Here is an 18601-nt window from a genome sequence, read left to right as displayed (position 1 = left end):
GGAGTGCCCGTGCCGCACACCACCGGAACCCTCGTCCGCCGCGCAGGGCGTCTGCTGCGCACCAGCCTGTTCGTGCAGGTCCTGCTCGCCCTGCTGCTCGGTGTCCTGGTCGGACGCCTCTGGCCGCAGGCGGGAGCCTCGCTCCAGCCGCTCGGCGACGGGTTCGTCCGTCTGATCAAGGCGGTCATCGCCCCGCTGGTCTTCTGCGTGGTCGTCGCCGGTATCACCAAGGCGGGCGACCTGAAGTCCTTCGGTCGCATCGGCGTCAAGGCGCTGATCTGGTTCGAGGTCGCGACCAGCGTCGCCCTGGTCGTCGGTCTGCTGGCGGGCAATGTCTTCGCGCCCGGCGCCGGGATGCACGTCGACCCGGCGGCCCTGGACAAGAGCGCGGTCGATGCCGAGACGGGCGGCGGGAAGCTGCCCTCCGCCGTCCAGTTCATCCTGGAGGCGCTGCCGAACAGCGCGGTCGGTGCGTTCGCCGTGAACTCGCTGCTGCAGGTCCTGGTACTGGCCTGCCTGGTGGGCGCGGCCCTGCTGCACCTCGGTCAGCGGAAGGTGCCGCAGCTGCTGCCGCTGATCGAACAGGCCCAGGACGTCGTCTTCACCATCGTCGGCTACATCATGAAGCTCGCCCCGCTCGCGGTCTTCGGTGCCACCGCGCATCTCGTCGGCCGGTACGGGCTGGGCGCGATGTCGACGTACGGCAAGCTGATCGCGGTCTGCTACGGCGTCGCGTTGGCCTTCCTCATGCTGCTCGGGTGCGCCCTCAAGGCGGTGACCGGGCTCAGCCTGTGGAAGTTCGTCCGCTACACCCGCGAGGAGCTGCTGCTGGCGCTCGGTACGGGTTCCAGCGAGACCGTGATGCCGCGGATGATGCAGAAGCTGCGGGCCGCGGGCTGCCGGGACGACGCGGTGGGGCTGGTCCTGCCGACCGGCTACTCCTTCAACCTGGACGGGGCCTCGATCTACCTCTCCGTCGGGACGCTCTTCATCGCGCAGGCCATCGGCGTGCAGCTGTCGCTCGGCCAGCAGATCACCGTCGTCCTGGTGTTGATGCTGACCAGCAAGGGCATGGCGGGCGTGCCGGGTTCGGCGTTCCTGGCGCTGTCCGCGACCGCCTCCGCGCTGGGGGTCGTCCCGGCCGCCGCGGTGGCCCTGCTGCTCGGCGTCGACCGGATCATGGACTCGATGCGGGTGGCCACCAACCTGCTCGGCAACTGCGTCGCGGTCTTCGCGGTGTCCCGTTGGGAGGGCGCGCTGGACCGGGTGACGGCCAGGAAGGTGCTGAACGGGGAGCTGCCGGCCGTCCGGACCGGGGAGGAGAAGGCGCCGGAGGCGGACAGCGCGTCCGTCGTTCCCGGCGAGAAGTGACGCTCCGGGCCCGGAGGCGGACGGCCGCCGTCCACCGCCGGGCCCGGACCGGCGACCGGTATGCGGAGGCCGGACTTGAGAGGGCAACTCCCGCTATTCGACCGGTTTCCGTGCGCAACATGGTCAAGAACCGGAGCCTGGCCCGCGCCATCAGCGATGCCGCCTGGTCGGACTTCCGGAGCATGCTGGAGTACAAGGCCGCCTGGTACGGGCGGGAGGTGATCGCGGTGGATCGCTTCTTCCCCTCCTCCAGGCTGTGCTCCCACTTCGGCGCCCTGCAGGAGAGGATGCCGCTGCAGGTCCGCACCTGGAGGTGCGGCTGCGGCGCTACCCGTGACCGGGACGTGAACGCCGCACGTAACGTGCTGGCCGCCGGACTGGCGGTGACAGCAACCTCCGTGAGGACCCTGGCGGTTGCTCCGGCTGGGGCACAGGAGGGCCAATTGGACTTCCAGTGCGCAGAGTTGGATGTTTCGCCGCCGGGTGTGCGCGCTCCGCGACCGGCCGGGAACGCTCCGCTGCGCCGTCGGGCCGGCCCCCGCCACCGTCTTTCGCAAGACGCTGAAATCCCTTGCTTGAAACCTTGACGTGTCCACGCGCGGAACGGCAGGCTCCGAAGCGAACCCCCCATGGCGGCCTGGCGCGTGGCTGCTCTCGTGGGCGCGGTGCGCCGTGCCCCATGACGAAGGAGCCGCAAGATGCAGCAACGTTCCCGTGTGCTGGGCGGGACGCTGGCCGGCGTGCTGGCCGCGGTCGGCCTCGCCACCTTCGCCCCCTGGTCCTCGCAGGCCACCCCACCCGGCGACAAGACCGTCACGGCCACCCTCTTCGAGTGGAAGTACGCGGACGTCGCACGGGCCTGCACCGACCAGTTGGGGCCGGCCGGCTACGGCTACGTGGAGGTCTCACCCGCCTCCGAGCACATCCAGGGCGACCAGTGGTGGACGTCGTACCAGCCCGTCAGCTACAAGATCGCCGGCCGGCTGGGCGACCGCAACGCCTTCGCCGCCATGGTCGGCGCCTGCCACGGCGCGGGCGTCAGGGTCCTCGCCGACGCCGTCGTCAACCACATGTCGGCGGGGTCCGGCTCGGGCACCGGAGGCACTCAGTACACCAAGTACAACTACCCCGGCTACTACGAGGACCAGGACTTCCACAGCTGCCGCAAACCCATCTCCGACTACGCCGACCGCAATGACGTCCAGAACTGCGAACTGGTCGGCCTCGCCGATCTCGACACCGGCAGCGACTACGTCCGCACCACCATCGCGAAATACCTCGACGACCTGCGGTCGCTGGGCGTGGACGGGTTCCGGGTGGACGCCGCCAAGCACATCTCCGCCACCGATCTCGCCGCCATCAAGGGCAAGATGAAGGACCCCGGGTACTGGGTGCAGGAGGTCGTCTACGGCGCCGGCGAGGCCGTCCAGCCCGACGAGTACACCGGAATCGGCGATGTCGACGAATTCCGCTACGGCACCCACCTCAAGAGCGCCTTCCAGGGCGGCAACATCGCCCAGCTCAAGTCCGTCGCGGACGGCAAGCTCAGCGGTGACAAGGCCCGTACCTTCGTCGACAACTGGGACACCGAGCGCAACGGCTCCACGCTGACCTACAAGGACGGCGCGGTCTACACCCTCGCCAACGTCTTCATGCTCGCGTCGCCCTACGGCTCGCCCAACGTCTATTCCGGGTACACGTGGACCGACAAGGACGCGGGCCCGCCGGCCTCCGGCAGCGGCGGCTGGACCAATGAGCACGCCAAGCAGGAGATCACCGGCATGGTCGGATTCCGCAACGCGGTGGGGTCGGCGGAGCTGACGGACTGGTGGGACAACGGGGGCAGTGCGATCGCCTTCGGCCGGGGAAAGGCGGGCTTCGTCGTCGTCAACAACGGTGACGCCGAACTGCGCCAGACCTTCGCCACGCCGCTGCCGGGCGGCACGTACTGCAACGTCGTCGCCGCGGCGCCCGCCTCGTGCGACGGGCACACGGTCACCGTGGGCGCGGACGGGAAGGCGCAGATCACCGTCCCCGCCAGGAGCGCCGTGGCGCTGCACATCACGCGCTGACCCGCGCCGGCCGGGGGAGTGCGCTCAGGCCGGGCCGGGACGCGTCGCGTACTCCAGTGCCAGGAGGGCCGAGCAGTAGCCTCGGCCCTCCGTCGCGTGGTCCATGCCGATCTCGCACATCCGGTTCGCCGAGAGGTGCGCGTCGAAGTGGCGGGCGGTGACCTCGGCGGCCTCCTTCGCCGTCGCCGACTCGGTCAGCTCCCTGTGCAGCATGCCGCGGTCGCCGGCGAACGCGCAGCAGCCCGCGTCGTCCGGCACCACCACTTCGCGGGCGCACGCCTCGGCGACCTGCCGGAGCCGGTCCTCGTCGCCCAAGTGCCGCATGGAGCAGGTGGGATGGAGGACGGCGGAGCCGAGGGCGCGGTGGACGTCGAGGCGGGGGAGGAGCTCGTCGGCGGCCCAGACCAGGGAGTCGACGACCGTCAGCTCGGCGTGCAGGGCGCGGTGAAACGGCGTCAGATACGGAACGACCTCGCGGGCGATGCCCAGGGTGCAGGAGGAGGCGTCGACGATCAGCGGCAGCTCGCCGCCGGCCGTCCAGCCCCAGGCCGCCTCGACGATGCGCTGTGCCATGACGCGGTTGCCGCCCTCGTAGCCCTTGGAGTGCCAGATCGTGGCGCAGCAGGTGCCGGTGACGTCCGGGGGGATCCACACCGGGCGGCCGGCCCGCCAGGACACCGCGACCACCGCCTCGGGCAGCGAGGGCCCCCGATGGCCGGCCGGCTCGCCGAAGATCCGGTTCACACATGCCGGGTAGTACACGGCCGCCGCGCCCGCCCGCCGGGTTCCGGGCAGCTTCCGGGCCGCGGCCCCCGGGATCTGCGGCAGCCACTCGGGCACCAGATCGGGGCGAACGGCCCTGCGGGCGGCGCCGGTCACCGACGTCAGCAGCCGGTCGCCGATCCGGTCCGCGGCGGCCACCGCCAGCCGCGCCGCCCGCTCCACCGTCGCGAACCGCCGCGCGGTCTGCTCGGCCAGCCACTCCTCGTGCGGCGAGTGCCGCAGCCGCCGGAAGTCCCTCATCAGCGCCCCGGTGTCGATGCCTACCGGGCAGGCCAGTTCGCAGGTGGAGTCGCCGGCACAGGTGTCCACCGCGGCATAGCCGTACGCGCCGAGCAGCGCCTCGCCGACGGCGGAGCCGGGCGGCTGGCGCAGCATCTCGCGGCGCAGCACGATGCGCTGGCGGGGCGTGGTGGTCACATCCTTGCTGGGGCAGGTCGGTTCGCAGAAGCCGCACTCGATGCACGGGTCGGCGATGGCCTCTACCTGCGGGATGGTCTTCAGCCCGCGCAGATGCGCCCGGGGATCGCGGTCCAGGAGGATGCGCGGGGCCAGGATGCCGTGCGGATCGACAGTCTGCTTGATCCGCCACATCAACTCCGTTGCCCGCGGCCCCCATTCGAGCTTCAGGAAGGGCGCGATGTTGCGGCCGGTGGCGTGCTCGGCCTTGAGCGAGCCGTCGAAGCGCCCGACGGTCAGCCGGCAGAAATCGTCCATGAAGGCGGCGTAGCGGGCCACGTCGTCCGGGTCTGCGGCGTCGAACGCCAGCAGGAAGTGCAGGTTGCCGTGGGCGGCATGGCCGGCGACCGCCGCGTCGAAGCCGTGCCGGGCCTGGAGGTCCAGGAGCGCCGTACAGGCGTCGGCGAGCCGGTCCGGCGGCACCGCGAAGTCCTCAGTGATCAGCGTCGTACCGGGCGGCCGGGATCCGCCGACCGCGGTGACGAACGCGCGCCGGGCCTTCCAGTAGCCGCCGATGACCGCCGGGTCCCGGGTGAAGGCGTTGCTGACCGAGGCGACCGGCGCGACCAGCTCCAGCCCGTCCAGCAGCCGTCCCGCGGTCCGCTCGTACGCCTGCCGCGTGGCCTCGTCCGGCGCCCGGAACTCGACCAGCAGCGCGGTGGTCTCCTTCGGCAGTTCCGCCCAGTCGGCGGGCACGCCGGCCACGCTCACCGAGGCGCGCAGCGTGTTGCCGTCCATTAGCTCCACGGCCCGCGCGCCCGCCTCGTTGAAGCGCGGTACGGCGGCGGCAGCGGAGGCGAGGTTCGGGAAGAAGAGAAGCGCGCTGGTGGTGTGCCGGTCCAGCGGCAGGGTGTCGAAGACCGTCTCGGCGATGAAGCCGAGCGTGCCCTCGGAGCCGACCATCAGCCCGCGCAGGATCTCCACGGGCGTGCCGCCGTCGAGGAAGGCGTCCAGCCGGTAGCCGTTGGTGTTCTTGATCCGGTACTTGGCGCGGATCCGCGCCACCAGCCCGGGGTCCGCCTCGATCTCCGCCTTGAGCGCGAGCAGCCCCGCGCAGAGCGCCGGTTCGGCGCGCGCCAGCGCGGTGTCCGCGTCCGGGTCGGCGGTGTCGACGAGGGTGCCGGACGGCAGGACGAGGGTGAGCGAGGCGAGCGTCCGGTAGGAGTTGCGGGTGGTCCCGGCGGTCATCCCGGAGGCGTTGTTGGCGACCACCCCGCCGAGGGTGCAGGCGATCGCGCTGGCCGGGTCGGGACCGAGCAGCCGGCCGTGCCGGGCGAGCGCGACGTTGGCCCGCAGCACCGTCGTGCCCGGACGGATACGGGCGCGGGCGCCGTCGTCGAGCACCTCGATCCCGGCCCAGTGGCGGCGTACGTCGACGAGGATGTCCTCGCCCTGTGCCTGGCCGTTGAGGGAGGTCCCGGCGGCCCGGAAGACGACGCCGCGGCCCTTGCCGTGGGCGTAGGAGAACACCGCGGAGATGTCGTCGACGTCCTCGGCGAGCACCACGACCTGCGGGACGAAGCGGTACGGGCTCGCGTCGGACGCGTAGCGGACCAGGTCGGAGACCTCGTGCAGCACCTTGTCCGCGCCGAGCAGCGCGACGAGGTCGCCGCGCAGCGGCTCCGGGGTGCCCGCGGCCAGCCGGTCGGGCACCCGGTCGGGCGCGGGCCCGGTGGTGGCCGCGGGCCGCAGGGCGTGGGGGCGGGGCTCCAGCAGGGGCACGGTCACTCCTCCGGTGAGGCGGTGCTGCCGTGGTGCTCAGGTCAGTGATGCCTACCCGGCCCGTCGACCAGAGCCGACAGCAGGTCGCCGAACACCTCGCGCTGCTCGGCGGTCAGTGGGGCCAGGATCTCCTCCGCCGCGGCCCGCCGGGCGCTGCGCAACGCGCGCAGCGTGCTGCGCCCGGTGTCGGTGAGCTCGATCCGCACCACCCGCCGGTTGGCCGGATCCGGGACCCGGCGTACCGAACCGTTCGCCTCCAGTGCGTCCACCAGCGTCGTCACCGCCCGGGGAACGACCTCCAGCCGCTCGGCGAGGTCGGCCATCCGCGGCGGGGTGTCGCGGTAGTGGTCCACGATCCGCAGCAGCCGGGACTGGGCCGGGGTGAAGGCGATGTCCAGATGCTCCAGATGGCGCTTCTGCGCGCGGTGCATCCGGCGGGTCAGCCGGACCAGCTGTTCGGCGAGGTTGCCGCTGCCGGCGGACGAGTCGGGGGAGGGCGAGGGCATGCCCCGAGGATAGCAGGACCTTGTTCATTGTGAGTATAGGTAACAATGAGCTAGGCTCCACGATGCCCCAGTTTCCGGTACGCATCCCGAAGGAGCCCATGCGCCGCGACGAACCCCAATGGACCGCACCGCCCAAGGACCCGGACGCCCCGGTCCCCCTGCGGCGGATCCTCGCCCTCTTCCGCCCCTACCGAGCCCGGCTCGCCCTCGTCGGCCTGCTGGTCGCCGCCTCGTCCCTGGTCTCGGTGGCGTCCCCGTTCCTCCTCCGGGAGATCCTGGACGTCGCCATCCCGGGACGGCGCACCGGACTGCTGTCCCTGCTCGCCCTCGGCATGATCGCCACCGCCGTGACCACCAGCGTCTTCGGCGTGCTCCAGACCCTGATATCCACCACCGTCGGCCAGCGCGTGATGCACGATCTGCGCACCGCCGTCTACGCCAAGCTCCAGCGGATGCCGCTGGCCTTCTTCACTCGCACCCGCACCGGTGAGGTCCAGTCCCGGATCGCCAACGACATCGGCGGCATGCAGGCCACCGTCACCTCCACCGCGACGTCCCTGGTCTCCAACCTCACCTCCGTCGTCGCCACCGTCGTCGCCATGGTCGCCCTCGACTGGCGGCTGACCGTCGTCTCGCTCCTCCTGCTCCCGGTCTTCGTCTGGATCAGCCGCCGGGTCGGCAACGAGCGCAAGAAGATCACCACCCAGCGGCAGAAGCAGCTGGCGTCGATGTCCGCGATGGTCACCGAATCCCTCTCCGTCAGCGGCATCCTGCTCGGCCGCACCATGGGCCGCGCGGACTCGCTCACCAAGAACTTCGCCGAGGAATCCGAGCGCCTGGTCGGCCTGGAGATCCGCGCCAACATGGCCGGCCGCTGGCGGATGGCCACCATCGGCATCGTCATGGCCGCCATGCCCGCGCTCATCTACTGGGCGGCCGGGATCGTCCTCCAGTTCGGCGGCCCGGCCTTCTCCATCGGCACCCTGGTCGCCTTCGTCTCGCTCCAGCAGGGCCTGCTGCGCCCCACCGTCTCGCTGCTGTCCACCGGCGTCGACATGCAGACCTCGCTGGCCCTCTTCCAGCGCATCTTCGAGTACCTGGACCTGCCGGTCGCCATCACCGAGCCCGCCGACCCCGTACAGCTGCCCGCCCCGCGCGGTGAAGTCCGCTTCGAGAACGTGCGGTTCAGCTACGACCCCGAAGCGGCGCCCACCCTGGACGGCATCGACCTGACGATCCCGGCGGGCGGCAGCCTCGCCGTCGTCGGCCCCACCGGCAGCGGCAAGAGCACCCTGAGCTACCTCGTCCCCCGCCTCTACGACGTGACCGAGGGCCGGGTCACCCTCGACGGCACCGACGTCCGCGACCTCGGCTTCGACACCCTCGCCCGCTCGGTCGGCGTGGTCTCCCAGGAGACCTACCTCTTCCACGCCTCGGTCGCCGACAACCTCCGGTTCGCCAAGCCCGACGCGACCGACGAGGAGATCGAACGCGCCGCCCGCGCCGCCCAGATACACGACCACATCGCGGCCCTCCCCGACGGCTACGACACCCTTGTCGGCGAGCGCGGCTACCGCTTCTCCGGCGGCGAGAAGCAGCGCCTCGCCCTCGCCCGCACCATCCTGCGCGACCCGCCGGTACTCGTCCTGGACGAGGCGACCAGCGCCCTGGACACCCGCACCGAACACGCCGTCCAGCAGGCCGTCGACGCCCTCTCCGCGGGCCGTACCACGGTCACCATCGCGCACCGCCTCTCCACCATCCGCGACGCCGACCAGATCGTCGTCCTGGACGCCGGCCGGATCGCCGAACGCGGCACCCACGACGAGCTGTTGGCCGCCAACGGGCGCTATGCGGCGCTGGTGCGGCGCGATGCGCACCAGGTGCCGGCGGACGGCGACGGCGCGGCGGACGACGGGCACGCCTCGGGCATGCTGGTGTGACCGGCGCGGTGCCGGGCCGGCGGCGCCCGCCCCGCTCCGGCGCCGCTCAGACCGGACGCCGCCGCACCCCGGCGGTCAGAGCGCCGCGAGATCGACCGCCGCCGCCATCGCCCGGTACCCCGCGTCGTTCGGGTGCTTGCGGTCCCCGCAGTCGAAACCGGGCGCCAGCGCGTCCGCGTCCCGCGGATCGGCCAGCACAGACGCGAAGTCCGCCACCGCGTCGAACGCGCCGGAGGCGCGGATCCACGCATTGACCTCCCGGCGCTTCGCCTCGGCTGCCGGGGTGTGGTACTCCGACCCCTTGAACGGCGTGATCGTCGCCCCGGTGACCCGCACCCCCGCCGCCCGCGCCCGGTCGATCAACCCCTGGTATCCCGCGATGAGTTGACCGGCCGACAGGTCAGGATCGGGCTTGTACGTCGGCAGGTCGACCTCGCTGAACCCGATGTCGTTGAGGCCCACCAGCACGACGACGGACCGCACGCCCGGCTGCTCCAGCACATCCCGCCCGAACCGCTCCCCGGCCGACTCGCCGTACCACGGCGAGTCGTGCAGCAGCAGGTTCCCGCCGATGCCGTGGTTGAGCACCGGACGCGGGGTGCCCGCGGCGGCCAGCCGCTCGGCCAGCGCGTCCGGGTAGCGCGCGTGGCCGTCGACCGTCGACCCGAAGCCGTCGGTGATCGAGTCGCCGAAGGCCACGACGGTGTCCCGCCGCGCCGCCCCGCCGTCGGCCAGCTCCACGGCGGCGAGGTGGTACCACGACACCGTCGTCTCACCGAAGACCGCCGGATCCACCTCCCCCAACTGCTCGCCCGCCGCCCGGTAGGAGGTGGCGAACGCCTGCGCGTGGAAGGTCGCCGGCCCTGTCGGCCGGGCGAAGTACAGGGACACGGTCAGCGCGTCGAAGGCCGCCACGCGCACCTCCACCGCATCGCTGTGCACCTCGCCGCCCGCCGGGATCCGTACGGAATCCGCCCCGCCGAAGGTGAGCCGGCGACCGGTACCGCCGTGCACCGCGGGCCCCCGGTCCGTCCGCGCGAGCCAGGCGCCGGACACCTCCAGCGGTGCGGTCCCGTAGCGGTGGGAGAGCTTGACCCGGGCCGAGGTCCCCGTCCCGGTGACTCGTACGACCTGCCGTACGGTCTGATCCGCGAACCCCTCCTCGGCCCAGTTCTTGTCGAACCCCGCACTGGGGCGCTGCATGGATGCCGCCCAACCTGCCTCCCAAACAAGGGAGTTGTCGCTGCTCACGATGTGGTGCCTGCCTCTCGGTCGGTCGCCCGATGACGACGGCCACGAGTCTGGCGGCCCGCCCGGCGGCGACCCAGACACCTCCGTTTGGTACGCACCGGATGCCTGCCAACGTCAGGGTCACCCTCCGCGCCGCGGCCGTCAGCCGGCCGCCAGCAGCACCACCTCCAGCGTCCGCGGACCGTGCACCCCCTCCACCCGGTCCAGTTCGATGTCGCTGGTCGCGGACGGTCCGGAGATCCAGGTCAGCGGGCGGTCGGGGGCCAGTCGCGGCAGCGCCTCGGGGACCGAGCCGACGACCTGGCCGGGGACGCGCACGACGCAGATGTGGTGGTCGGGGACGAGGGTGATCCGGCGCCGCCCCTGGTCGGGCCCGGCGTCCAGCACGAGGGTGCCGGTCTCCGCGATCGCCAGCGCACACCCCGTCACCACGCTGTCCACGGCGTCCAGTTCGCGTGCCGTGCTCGGTGCCAGGTCGGGCACCCGCGTCACCTCGGCCGCGGCCAGCCACCCCGGATCCAGCCCCGGCGGCACCACCACCGACCGCGCCCCGCGCTCGGCCAGCAGCCGGCCGATCAGCGCCGGCAGTCCGTCGGGGCCGCTGCGGTGCACGATCGCCCGGTAGTCCGCGAGGTTCTCGGCGAGCAGCTCGACGTCCTGCCCGGCCGTACGCGAGCCGTGCACCCGCAGGTAGTCGCGGGCGACCGGTGGATCGCTCGGCCCCTCGCCGCGCGGTACATCGGCCAGCGCCCGCCGGATCCGCGCCAACACCACGTCCCGGCCGCTCATCTGACGCCTCCTCGCCCTTCTCCCGACGCCCCGTCGGGGCGCTGCTCGCCACGGGTGCGCCGCCACCAGTCGCGGAACGACTCGGCCGCCACCGCCGGCAGCTCACGGCTGTCGGACCAGGCCCGCCCCGGCCCCGGCAACCGCCGCGGATGCAGCCGCCGGGTGCGGGACGCCAGCCGCATCCCGCCGCGCAGCGCGCCGGGATGGTCGAACGCCCAGGCCGCGGCCCGCATCGCCGCCCGCTCCGCGGCATGGCCCCTGGCCGGCTTCAGGACGGTGCGGGTGCCGCGCCGGGTGACCGGGCCGCCCTCGACGACCCGCTCCCGCAGGTGCACCAGGACCTCGGGGATGTCGATGGCGACCGGGCACACCTCGTAACACGCCCCGCACAGCGACGAGGCGTACGGCAGCGACGCCTCCAACGATCCCTCGATGCCCCGCAGTTGAGGCGTGAGAATGGCCCCGATCGGACCCGGATACGGTGAACCGTACGCATGCCCGCCGGCCCGCTCGTACACCGGGCAGACGTTCAGGCAGGCCGAGCAGCGGATGCAGCGCAGCGCCTGCCGCCCCACGGTGTCGGCGAGGGTGTCGGTGCGCCCGTTGTCGAGCAGCACGAGATGGAAGGTCCGGGGCCCGTCGCCGTCCGTGGTCCCCGTCCAGGTGGTGGTGTACGGGTTCATCCGCTCGGCCGTCGAGGAACGGGGCAGCAACTGGAGGAAGATCTCCAGATCCTGCCAGGTCGGCACGGTCTTCTCGATACCGACGACGGAGATCAGCGTCTCCGGCAGCGTCAGGCACATCCGGCCGTTGCCCTCGGACTCGACGACCACCAGCGTGCCGGACTCGGCGACCATGAAGTTGGCCCCGGAGATCCCCACCTTCGCCGTCAGGAACTTCTCCCGCAGGTGCAGCCGGGCCGCCTCGGCGAGCTCGGCGGGGGAGTCGGACAGCCCCTCGGGCGCCGGACGTCCCCAACTCCCCATCTCCCGAAGGAAGATGTCCCGGATCTCGGAGCGGTTGCGATGGATCGCCGGCACCAGGATGTGCGACGGAAGATCGTCCCCGAGCTGCACGATCAGCTCGGCCAGGTCTGTCTCGTACGCCCGGATGCCGGCCTCGGCCAGCGCCTCGTTCAGCCCGATCTCCTGCGTGGCCATCGACTTGACCTTGACGACCTCGCGCTCACCGGTCTCCCGCACCAGCCGGGTGACGATCCGGTTGGCCTCCTCGGCGTCCGCCGCCCAGTGCACCCGGCCGCCCGCGGCGACCACCGACTCCTCCAACCGCTCCAGGTAGTGGTCGAGGTGACGCAGCGTCCGGTCCTTCACCGCGGCGCCCGCGGCCCGCAGTTGTGCCCAGTCGTCCAGCTCGGCGACGGCCCTGGCCCGCTTGTCGCGGATGGTGTGGGTGGCATGGGTGAGATTGGCGCGCAGCCGGCTGTCGCCGGTGGAGACCGCGGCGGCCCGCGGGAACGCCGGCATCCCGAGAGAGGTGCCGCTCATCGCGCGCCCCCTTCCGCGCCGTCGACCGCACCGGGGACGGCACCGCCCTCCGCGCCGTCCTCCGTGGCGGCCAGGATCTCCGCGATGTGCACCGGACGGACCCGCGAACCCTGCCGCGCCAGCGTGCCCCCGATGTGCATCAGACAGGAGTTGTCGACCGTGCAGACCGCCGAGGCGCCGGTCCGGGCCACCGCCCGGACCTTGTCGGCCCCCATCGCGGCCGACACCGCCGGATTCTTCACCGCGAACGTGCCGCCGAACCCGCAGCACTCCTCGGCACCCGGCAACTCCCGCAGCTCCAGCCCCCTGACGTGCTCCAGCAGCCGCCGCGGCCGGTCGCCCAGCCCCAGCATGCGCAGGCCGTGACAGGTCGGGTGATAGGTGACGGTGTGCGGGTAGTACGCGCCCACATCCGTCACCTTCAGCACGTCCACCAGGAATTCGGTGAGCTCGTACGTCTTGGGCACGGCCCGCGCCGCCGCGTCGGCCAGTTCCCGGCCACGCCCCTCGGCGGCCGCCTTCGCCCCGATCCGCGGATAGTTGTCGCGCACCATCGCGGCACAGGAACCGGACGGGGTGACCACGTACGCGTAGTCCCGGAACGCCCGGTCGAAGCGGTGCACCAGCGGTTCGGTGGCATGCCGGTAGCCGGTGTTGAACTGGGGCTGCCCGCAGCAGCTCTGGGCGCCGGGAAAGTCCACCTCGACGCCCAGCCGCTCCAGCAGCGTCACCACCGCCTGCCCCGTCCGCGGATAGAGCGTGTCGTTGATGCAGGTGACGAACAGTGCTACCCGCACGTTGCGATCTCCTTGCCGTCATCGTGCCGTTTTCTTGCGGCGGTGTTTCGGCCGCGCCGCCTCCGCCGAATCCCCTGGCGGTGGCCCGCCTCACCGGTACATGATCACGTGTCGGATCATCCTGCCCCAGCGGGAGGCCGAGGAGAAGAACCGGGAGCGGAGGACCATGTCGAGTGCACAGCCCATCACCGAGGACCGGGCGCCCCGCGGCGATCGCCCGCCGTCGCCGATACGGCAGCTGGCCGCCGCCTCCATCGGCAATGCCGTCGAGTGGTACGACTGGTACGCCTACTCCTTCCTGGCCGTCTACTTCGCCGACCAGGTCTTCCCCAAGGAAGCCGGCAACTCACTGGTGCCGCTGCTGTCGACCTTCGCGGTCTTCGCCGTCGGCTTCTTCATGCGCCCGGTCGGCGGACTGCTGATGGGCGCGGTCGCCGACCGGCGCGGCCGGCGCGCCGCGCTGACCCTGACGATCCTGCTGATGGGCGGCGCCAGCCTGCTGGTCGCCCTCACCCCCACCTACGCGGCCACCGGCGTGCTCGCCCCGGTCGTGCTCGTCATCGCCCGCCTCGTCCAAGGGCTCTCCGTAGGCGGGGAGTTCGCCGCTTCCACCACCTTCCTCGTGGAATCCGCGGGTCCGGGACGGCGCGGGCTGTTCTCCAGCTTCCAGTACGTCTCCACGACCCTCGGCCAGCTGCTCGCCTCCGGGACCGGGGCGCTGCTCGCCGCACTGCTCACCGAGCGCCAGATGGGGCAGTGGGGCTGGCGGGCCGCCTTTCTCGGCGGCGCGCTGCTGAGCCTGCTCGGACTCTGGATCCGGAGCGGCGCCCAGGAGACCCGTTCCCCGGCGCTCGACTCCGTTCCCGCTCGGGGCTCCGCCCGCTCGGGCGGAACCCCGAGCGCAGTGCAGACCTCGGCCGCCGAGCAGCAGGCCGCCCGCCCCGGCCTCTTCGAGGGCCTGCGCCGCCACCCCCGCCAGTCGCTCCTCATCTGCGGCATCACCGCCGGCGGCACCCTCGCGTACTACACCTGGACCACCTACCTCCCGACCTACGCCCAGGTCAACGCGGGCTTCGACAAGGCCGATTCGCTCACCGTCGGCACCCTCTCCCTGGTCTTCTTCGCCCTGCTCCAGCCGCTCGGCGGCATGCTCTCGGACCGTATCGGCCGCAAACCGCTGCTGCTCGCCTTCGCCCTCGGCTTCGCCGTGCTGGCCGTTCCGCTGCTGCACCTGGTCACCGGCGCCTTCCTCTCCCTCCTGCTGGTGCAGTGCGCGGGCATGGTCCTGCTCACCGGCTACACCGCGGTCGCCGCCGCGGTGAACGCCGAGGTCTTCCCCGCCCGGGTACGCGCCGCCGGCATCGGCTTCCCGTACTCCCTGACCGTCGCCCTCTTCGGTGGCACCGCCCCGTACGTCGGCACCTGGTTCAAGCAGTCCGGCCACCCGGACCTCTTCCCCTGGTACGTCGCCGTGCTCTGCCTGATCTCCTTCGGCGTCTACCTGACGCTGCCGGAGACCGCGCACCGGGAACTGGAGAAGTAACCCGCGGACGCAAACCTGTCAGACAAGATCGTCGGGCAAGGAGCCGCACAAGGAGTCGGCCGAGGAGTCCGTTCGCGCTGGCCCGCACCGCACCGTCGATGGGAAACTGCCCTGCGCACGGGATGCGACCCGTGCGGCACGGCGGCAGGCGGCTCGCGGACGGCCGCGGGCCGGTCTGACCACGGACCCCGGGAGACGGATATGGCCGGCAGACAAGCTCAGGGGCGACGCCCGGTCGTCGCACTCTACGAGCGGATGGTCGAGGCGGTCCGCGCGGGCACCTACCCGCCGGGCTCCACCCTCCCGACCGAGCCCCGGCTCGCCGCCGAACTGGGCGTGAGCCGCCCCGCCCTGCGCGAGGCGCTGATCCTGCTCCAGGAGGACGGCGTGATCAACGTGCGGCGCGGGGTGGGGCGCACGGTCAACCACCATCTCCCGCCGCGCGGCTTCGAGTTCCTCAAGCCCGTCGAGGAGCTGCTGGGGGAGGGGCGGCAGGCCGTGACCGTGCCGCTGGCCCGTACCGGCGAGGAGCCGACGGACTTCTCCACGCAGCATCTGGTCCTGCCGTCCAACGGCGAGGTGCGCTTCTGGGAGAGCCTGATCGAGGTCGCCGGGATGCCCGCCTGCCTGACCCAGGAGTGGGCCGCGGACGAGACGGTGGGGGAGCTGCTGCCGGACGCCGTCGCGGCGTTCGACGGGCCCGAGGGGCGCACGTCGTCCATGCTGCGGCTGCTGCTGTCGGCCGGGCGCGGGCTGCCGCTGACCGGCAGCAGCACCATCGTGGCCACCACGCTCGGCCGGCAGCGCGGCCGGCAGCTGGGGCGCGCTGCCGACACCCCCGGAGTCCTCGTCACCCAGGTCGTACGGCTGGACCGCACCCCTCTGCTGGCCGCCAAGCACATGCTGCCCCCAGGGGCGCCCGCCCTCCCGGTGTGGCAGGCGCGGTGAACGGGGCCGGTGGCCCGATGACCCCTTCGGTGACGCGACGGCGGGGACGTGTCATACTCGCGCCCCATGACGTTGTCTGACAAGCTCCCCCGGCAGTCCGCCCACCCCCTGAACGGCGAGCGGATCCGCCGCGCCCCCAAGGTGCTGCTCCACGACCACCTCGACGGCGGTCTCCGCCCGGAGACGATCATCGAGCTGGCCGAGGCCATCGGCTACCGCGACCTGCCGACCACCGACCCCGCCGCGCTGGCCGCCTGGTTCCGTGACGCCGCGGACTCCGGCTCTCTGGAGCGCTACCTGGAGACCTTCGCGCACACCTGCGCGGTGATGCAGACCGGCGGGGCGTTGTTCCGTATCGCCGCCGAGTGCGCCGAGGACCTGGCCGCCGACGGCGTCGTCTACGCCGAGGTGCGCTACGCCCCCGAGCAGCACCTGGCGGGCGGCCTGACCCTCGACGACGTCGTCGACGCGGTCAACGCGGGCTTCCGCGAGGGCGAACGCCGGGCCGCGGCGGCCGGCCACCGCATCCGCGTCGGCACCCTGCTGTGCGCCATGCGGCACGCCGACCGCGCCCTGGAGATAGCCGAGCTGGCGGTGGCCCACCGCGACCGCGGGGTGGCCGGCTTCGACATCGCGGGCGGCGAGATCGGCAACCCCGCGAGCCGGCACGCCGCGGCCTTCGACTACCTGCGCAGCCAGGGCGCCCGGGTGACCGTGCACGCCGGCGAGGCGGTCGGTATGGAGTCCATCCACGAGGCGGTACTGCGCTGCGGCGCCCACCGCATCGGCCACGGCGTCCGCATCACCGACGACATCGCGATCGGCGCCGACGGCCAGGTCACTCTGGGACGCCTGGCCTCCTACGTGCGCGACATGCGGATCGCCCTGGAGGTCTGCCCGACCTCCAACCTCCAGACCGGAGCCGCCACCAGCTATCCGGAGCACCCCGTCGACCTGCTCCGCCGGCTCGGCTTCCGCGTCTGCCTCAACACCGACAACCGCCTGGTCAGCGGCACCACGATGACCCAGGAGTTCCAGCACCTGCGCGACACGTTCGGCTACGGCGCGGCGGAGCTGGAGGAATTCACCGTCAACGCGGTGAAGTCCGCCTTCCTGCCCTTCGACGAGCGGGCCGCCCTCCTCAACGAGGTCATCCGCCCCGGATACGCCCAGCTCCGCGCCTGGGAACTGAGCCGGGTCCCCGTAGCGGACGCCTCCGGCACCGCGGCGGCCTGACCGGCGCCGACCGGGATCCGGAGCGGTCCGGGCCGTCCGGTTCGTCCAGGCCGTCCAGGAATCGCCCCGCTCCGGAGCCCGGCGCCGCCACCGCGGCGCGCCGCCTCAGGCCGGGCCGCCGGGCACGACGGAGGCGCCCACCGGGTCGGACACCGGCCGTCCGCTCGCGGCCGGGACGCCCGCCGGCGGCGACGGCCCGGCGTCCACCAGCCCGCGAGCGGCGAGTTCCGGCCGTACGCCCTCCCCGAACCAGTACGCCTCCTCCAGGTGCGGGTATCCGGACAGCACGAAGTGCTCGATCCCCAGCGCGTGGTACTCCTCGATCCGGTCGGCCACCTCGGCATGGCTGCCGACCAGCGCGGTGCCCGCCCCGCCGCGTACCAGCCCGACCCCCGCCCACAGGTTGGGCGAGATCTCCAGCCGGTCGCGCGAGCCGCCGTGCAGCGCCAGCATCCGCTGCTGACCCACCGACTCGCTCCTGCGCAGCGCCTGTTGGGCGGCGGCCACGGTGTCCGGATCGAGATCGTCCAGCAGCCGGTCGGCGGTCGCCCATGCCTCCTTCGACGCGTCCCGGGAGATGGTGTGCAGCCGGATCCCGAACCGGACCGTCCGCCCCTCCCGCTCCGCCAGCCCGCGAATCCAGTCGATCTTCCGCCGCACCTGCACAGGCGGCTCCCCCCAGGTCAGATACACATCCACGTTCCGGGCCGCCACCGGACCGGCCGCGGCGGACGACCCCCCGAAGAAGATCTCCGGCAGCGGATCCGGCGGCAGCGCCGTCAGCCCGCCCTCGACCTGGTAGTGCCCACCCCGGAAGTCGAACGGCGTGCCGCCCCACACCCCCCGTACGACCTGCAGAAACTCATCCGTACGGGCATACCGCCGATCATGGTCAAGATGATCCCCGAACCGCTTCTGCTCGGTGGCGTCACCACCGGTCACCACATTCAGCAGCAGCCGTCCCCGCGAGATCCGCTGGTACGTGGCGGCCATCTGCGCCGCCAGCACCGGCGAGACGACCCCGGGCCGGAACGCGACCAGGAACTTCAGCCGCTCGGTGACCTGGGTCAGCGCCATCGTCGTCAGCCAGGCGTCCTCGCACCACGTCCCGGTCGGCGTGAGCACCGCCTCGAACCCCAACTGCTCGGCGGCATTGGCTATTTGGGCCAGGTACTCGACGTCCGGGGCCCGTACCCCGCGTACCGCGGTGATGCGATCCCGCCGGATGCCCCCGTCGGTGTACGCGTGCCGGTCGACGAGCGTCCGCCCGTCGCCGCCGGTCGACAGAAACCAATGCAGGTGTACGGACATGTCACCGAGCCTTTCCGTAGGTACGCGGTGCCGTGCTCGAAGGCGGCAGGCCACCGTTGATGCGGGGGTTGACGAACTCCGCGAAGTCGCAGGCGCGCGGAATCAGCGCCAGCGCCGCGAACGTGTCCACGATCCGCTGCTCGGAGGCGAGGGCGGCCCGGTCCACGGCGACCGTCACCGCTGCCCCGTGGGTGCGCCGGACCGCGTCCCGTGCCGTCTTCCCCGGCAGCCCGGCAGCCCGGTCGCCTTCGCCCATGCCTCCGCCCACCCGTCCGGGTGCCGGAACACCCAGCCCTGAGCCCGCCGCAACCGTTTCGTGCAGTCCTTCAGCGCCGCCGACTTCTTCGTGTCGTCCAGGGCGGCGGGCG

Annotated in this window: 15 protein-coding genes; 7 read left to right on the top strand and 8 right to left on the bottom strand. The window is 72.4% G+C overall.

Annotated features, from left to right (window positions below; translation table 11 throughout):
* Positions 1–9: 9 nt before the first annotated feature.
* From GR130_RS26040 to GR130_RS26030, 3 genes are all read left to right on the top strand, one after another.
* Entirely contained in the window at positions 10–1371 is a 1362-nt protein-coding gene (locus tag GR130_RS26040; RefSeq protein WP_159506965.1) for a cation:dicarboxylate symporter family transporter, read from the top strand.
* Positions 1368–1958: an RNA-guided endonuclease TnpB family protein gene (locus GR130_RS42030; RefSeq protein WP_443043663.1), complete on the top strand. Its 591-nt coding sequence runs from the start codon at positions 1368–1370 to the stop codon at positions 1956–1958. The genes GR130_RS26040 and GR130_RS42030 overlap by 4 nt, the downstream gene beginning before the upstream one ends.
* A gap of 111 nt (positions 1959–2069) precedes the next feature.
* Positions 2070–3443, top strand: a complete 1374-nt coding sequence (locus GR130_RS26030) for an alpha-amylase (protein ID WP_159506964.1) — start codon at positions 2070–2072, stop codon at positions 3441–3443.
* A 24-nt stretch (positions 3444–3467) separates the two neighbouring features.
* Here the strand turns inward: GR130_RS26030 and GR130_RS26025 are convergent, their stop codons facing one another.
* Together GR130_RS26025 and GR130_RS26020 are read right to left on the bottom strand one after the other, a co-directional pair.
* Positions 3468–6404, bottom strand: a complete 2937-nt coding sequence (locus GR130_RS26025) for an FAD-binding and (Fe-S)-binding domain-containing protein (protein ID WP_159506963.1) — start codon at positions 6402–6404, stop codon at positions 3468–3470.
* Between the two features lie 41 nt (positions 6405–6445).
* Positions 6446–6910, bottom strand: a complete 465-nt coding sequence (locus tag GR130_RS26020; RefSeq protein WP_159506962.1) for a MarR family winged helix-turn-helix transcriptional regulator — start codon at positions 6908–6910, stop codon at positions 6446–6448.
* A gap of 98 nt (positions 6911–7008) precedes the next feature.
* Here GR130_RS26020 and GR130_RS26015 point away from each other — a divergent pair, with 98 nt between their 5' ends.
* Complete coding sequence (locus GR130_RS26015) at positions 7009–8853, top strand: ABC transporter ATP-binding protein (RefSeq protein WP_159506961.1); 1845 nt, start codon at positions 7009–7011, stop codon at positions 8851–8853.
* A 75-nt stretch (positions 8854–8928) separates the two neighbouring features.
* On the opposite strand, the gene GR130_RS26010 is transcribed toward GR130_RS26015, so the two are convergent.
* The 4 genes from GR130_RS26010 to GR130_RS25995 all read right to left on the bottom strand — a co-directional run bounded on the left by GR130_RS26010 (position 8929) and on the right by GR130_RS25995 (position 13195).
* The gene (locus GR130_RS26010; RefSeq protein WP_159506960.1) at positions 8929–10056 is read right to left on the bottom strand and encodes an SGNH/GDSL hydrolase family protein; all 1128 of its coding nucleotides are present in this window, start codon (positions 10054–10056) and stop codon (positions 8929–8931) included.
* A gap of 189 nt (positions 10057–10245) precedes the next feature.
* Positions 10246–10893, bottom strand: coding sequence for a LutC/YkgG family protein (locus GR130_RS26005; protein WP_159506959.1), 648 nt, complete (start codon positions 10891–10893; stop codon positions 10246–10248).
* Positions 10890–12398, bottom strand: coding sequence for a lactate utilization protein B (locus GR130_RS26000; RefSeq protein ID WP_159506958.1), 1509 nt, complete (start codon positions 12396–12398; stop codon positions 10890–10892). The genes GR130_RS26005 and GR130_RS26000 overlap by 4 nt, the downstream gene beginning before the upstream one ends.
* Positions 12395–13195 (bottom strand): (Fe-S)-binding protein, encoded by an 801-nt coding sequence (locus GR130_RS25995; protein WP_159506957.1) that lies wholly within the window; start codon positions 13193–13195, stop codon positions 12395–12397. The genes GR130_RS26000 and GR130_RS25995 overlap by 4 nt, the downstream gene beginning before the upstream one ends.
* A gap of 166 nt (positions 13196–13361) precedes the next feature.
* On the opposite strand from GR130_RS25995, the gene GR130_RS25990 reads away from it, so the two are divergent.
* The 3 genes from GR130_RS25990 (at position 13362) to GR130_RS25980 (ending at position 16922) form a co-directional block, all read left to right on the top strand.
* Positions 13362–14738, top strand: a complete 1377-nt coding sequence (locus GR130_RS25990) for an MFS transporter (protein WP_159506956.1) — start codon at positions 13362–13364, stop codon at positions 14736–14738.
* 201 nt (positions 14739–14939) lie between these two features.
* On the top strand, positions 14940–15686 hold the full coding sequence (locus GR130_RS25985; protein WP_159506955.1) for a GntR family transcriptional regulator: 747 nt from the start codon (positions 14940–14942) through the stop codon (positions 15684–15686).
* A 66-nt stretch (positions 15687–15752) separates the two neighbouring features.
* Entirely contained in the window at positions 15753–16922 is a 1170-nt protein-coding gene (locus tag GR130_RS25980) for an adenosine deaminase (RefSeq protein WP_159506954.1), read from the top strand.
* 105 nt (positions 16923–17027) lie between these two features.
* Here GR130_RS25980 and GR130_RS25975 read toward each other — a convergent pair whose 3' ends face one another.
* Both GR130_RS25975 and GR130_RS40930 read right to left on the bottom strand, forming a co-directional pair.
* Positions 17028–18233 carry an LLM class flavin-dependent oxidoreductase gene (locus GR130_RS25975; RefSeq protein ID WP_159506953.1) on the bottom strand — a complete coding sequence of 402 codons (1206 nt, stop codon included), beginning with the start codon at positions 18231–18233 and terminating at the stop codon, positions 17028–17030.
* Between the two features lies 1 nt (position 18234).
* Entirely contained in the window at positions 18235–18489 is a 255-nt protein-coding gene (locus GR130_RS40930; protein WP_236573494.1) for a hypothetical protein, read from the bottom strand.
* Between the last annotated feature and the right edge of the window lie 112 nt (positions 18490–18601).

The organism is Streptomyces sp. GS7, from assembly GCF_009834125.1.
Lineage (GTDB): Bacteria > Actinomycetota > Actinomycetes > Streptomycetales > Streptomycetaceae > Streptomyces.
Note: the sequence above shows the minus strand (reverse complement) of the source record. Positions and strands in the feature narration are given on the sequence as shown.

Bases quoted from the DNA above. Each gene is read 5' to 3' on its own strand.
- GR130_RS26030 (WP_159506964.1), top strand. From the start codon at position 2,070: ATGCAGCAACGTTCCCGTGTGCTGGGCGGGACGCTGGCCGGCGTGCTG.
- GR130_RS26020 (WP_159506962.1), bottom strand. From the start codon at position 6,910: ATGCCCTCGCCCTCCCCCGACTCGTCCGCCGGCAGCGGCAACCTCGCC.
- GR130_RS26015 (WP_159506961.1), top strand. From the start codon at position 7,009: ATGCGCCGCGACGAACCCCAATGGACCGCACCGCCCAAGGACCCGGAC.
- GR130_RS26010 (WP_159506960.1), bottom strand. From the start codon at position 10,056: ATGCAGCGCCCCAGTGCGGGGTTCGACAAGAACTGGGCCGAGGAGGGG.
- GR130_RS26005 (WP_159506959.1), bottom strand. From the start codon at position 10,893: ATGAGCGGCCGGGACGTGGTGTTGGCGCGGATCCGGCGGGCGCTGGCC.
- GR130_RS26000 (WP_159506958.1), bottom strand. From the start codon at position 12,398: ATGAGCGGCACCTCTCTCGGGATGCCGGCGTTCCCGCGGGCCGCCGCG.
- GR130_RS25990 (WP_159506956.1), top strand. From the start codon at position 13,362: ATGTCGAGTGCACAGCCCATCACCGAGGACCGGGCGCCCCGCGGCGAT.
- GR130_RS25985 (WP_159506955.1), top strand. From the start codon at position 14,940: ATGGCCGGCAGACAAGCTCAGGGGCGACGCCCGGTCGTCGCACTCTAC.
- GR130_RS25980 (WP_159506954.1), top strand. From the start codon at position 15,753: ATGACGTTGTCTGACAAGCTCCCCCGGCAGTCCGCCCACCCCCTGAAC.
- GR130_RS25975 (WP_159506953.1), bottom strand. From the start codon at position 18,233: ATGTCCGTACACCTGCATTGGTTTCTGTCGACCGGCGGCGACGGGCGG.
- GR130_RS40930 (WP_236573494.1), bottom strand. From the start codon at position 18,489: ATGGGCGAAGGCGACCGGGCTGCCGGGCTGCCGGGGAAGACGGCACGG.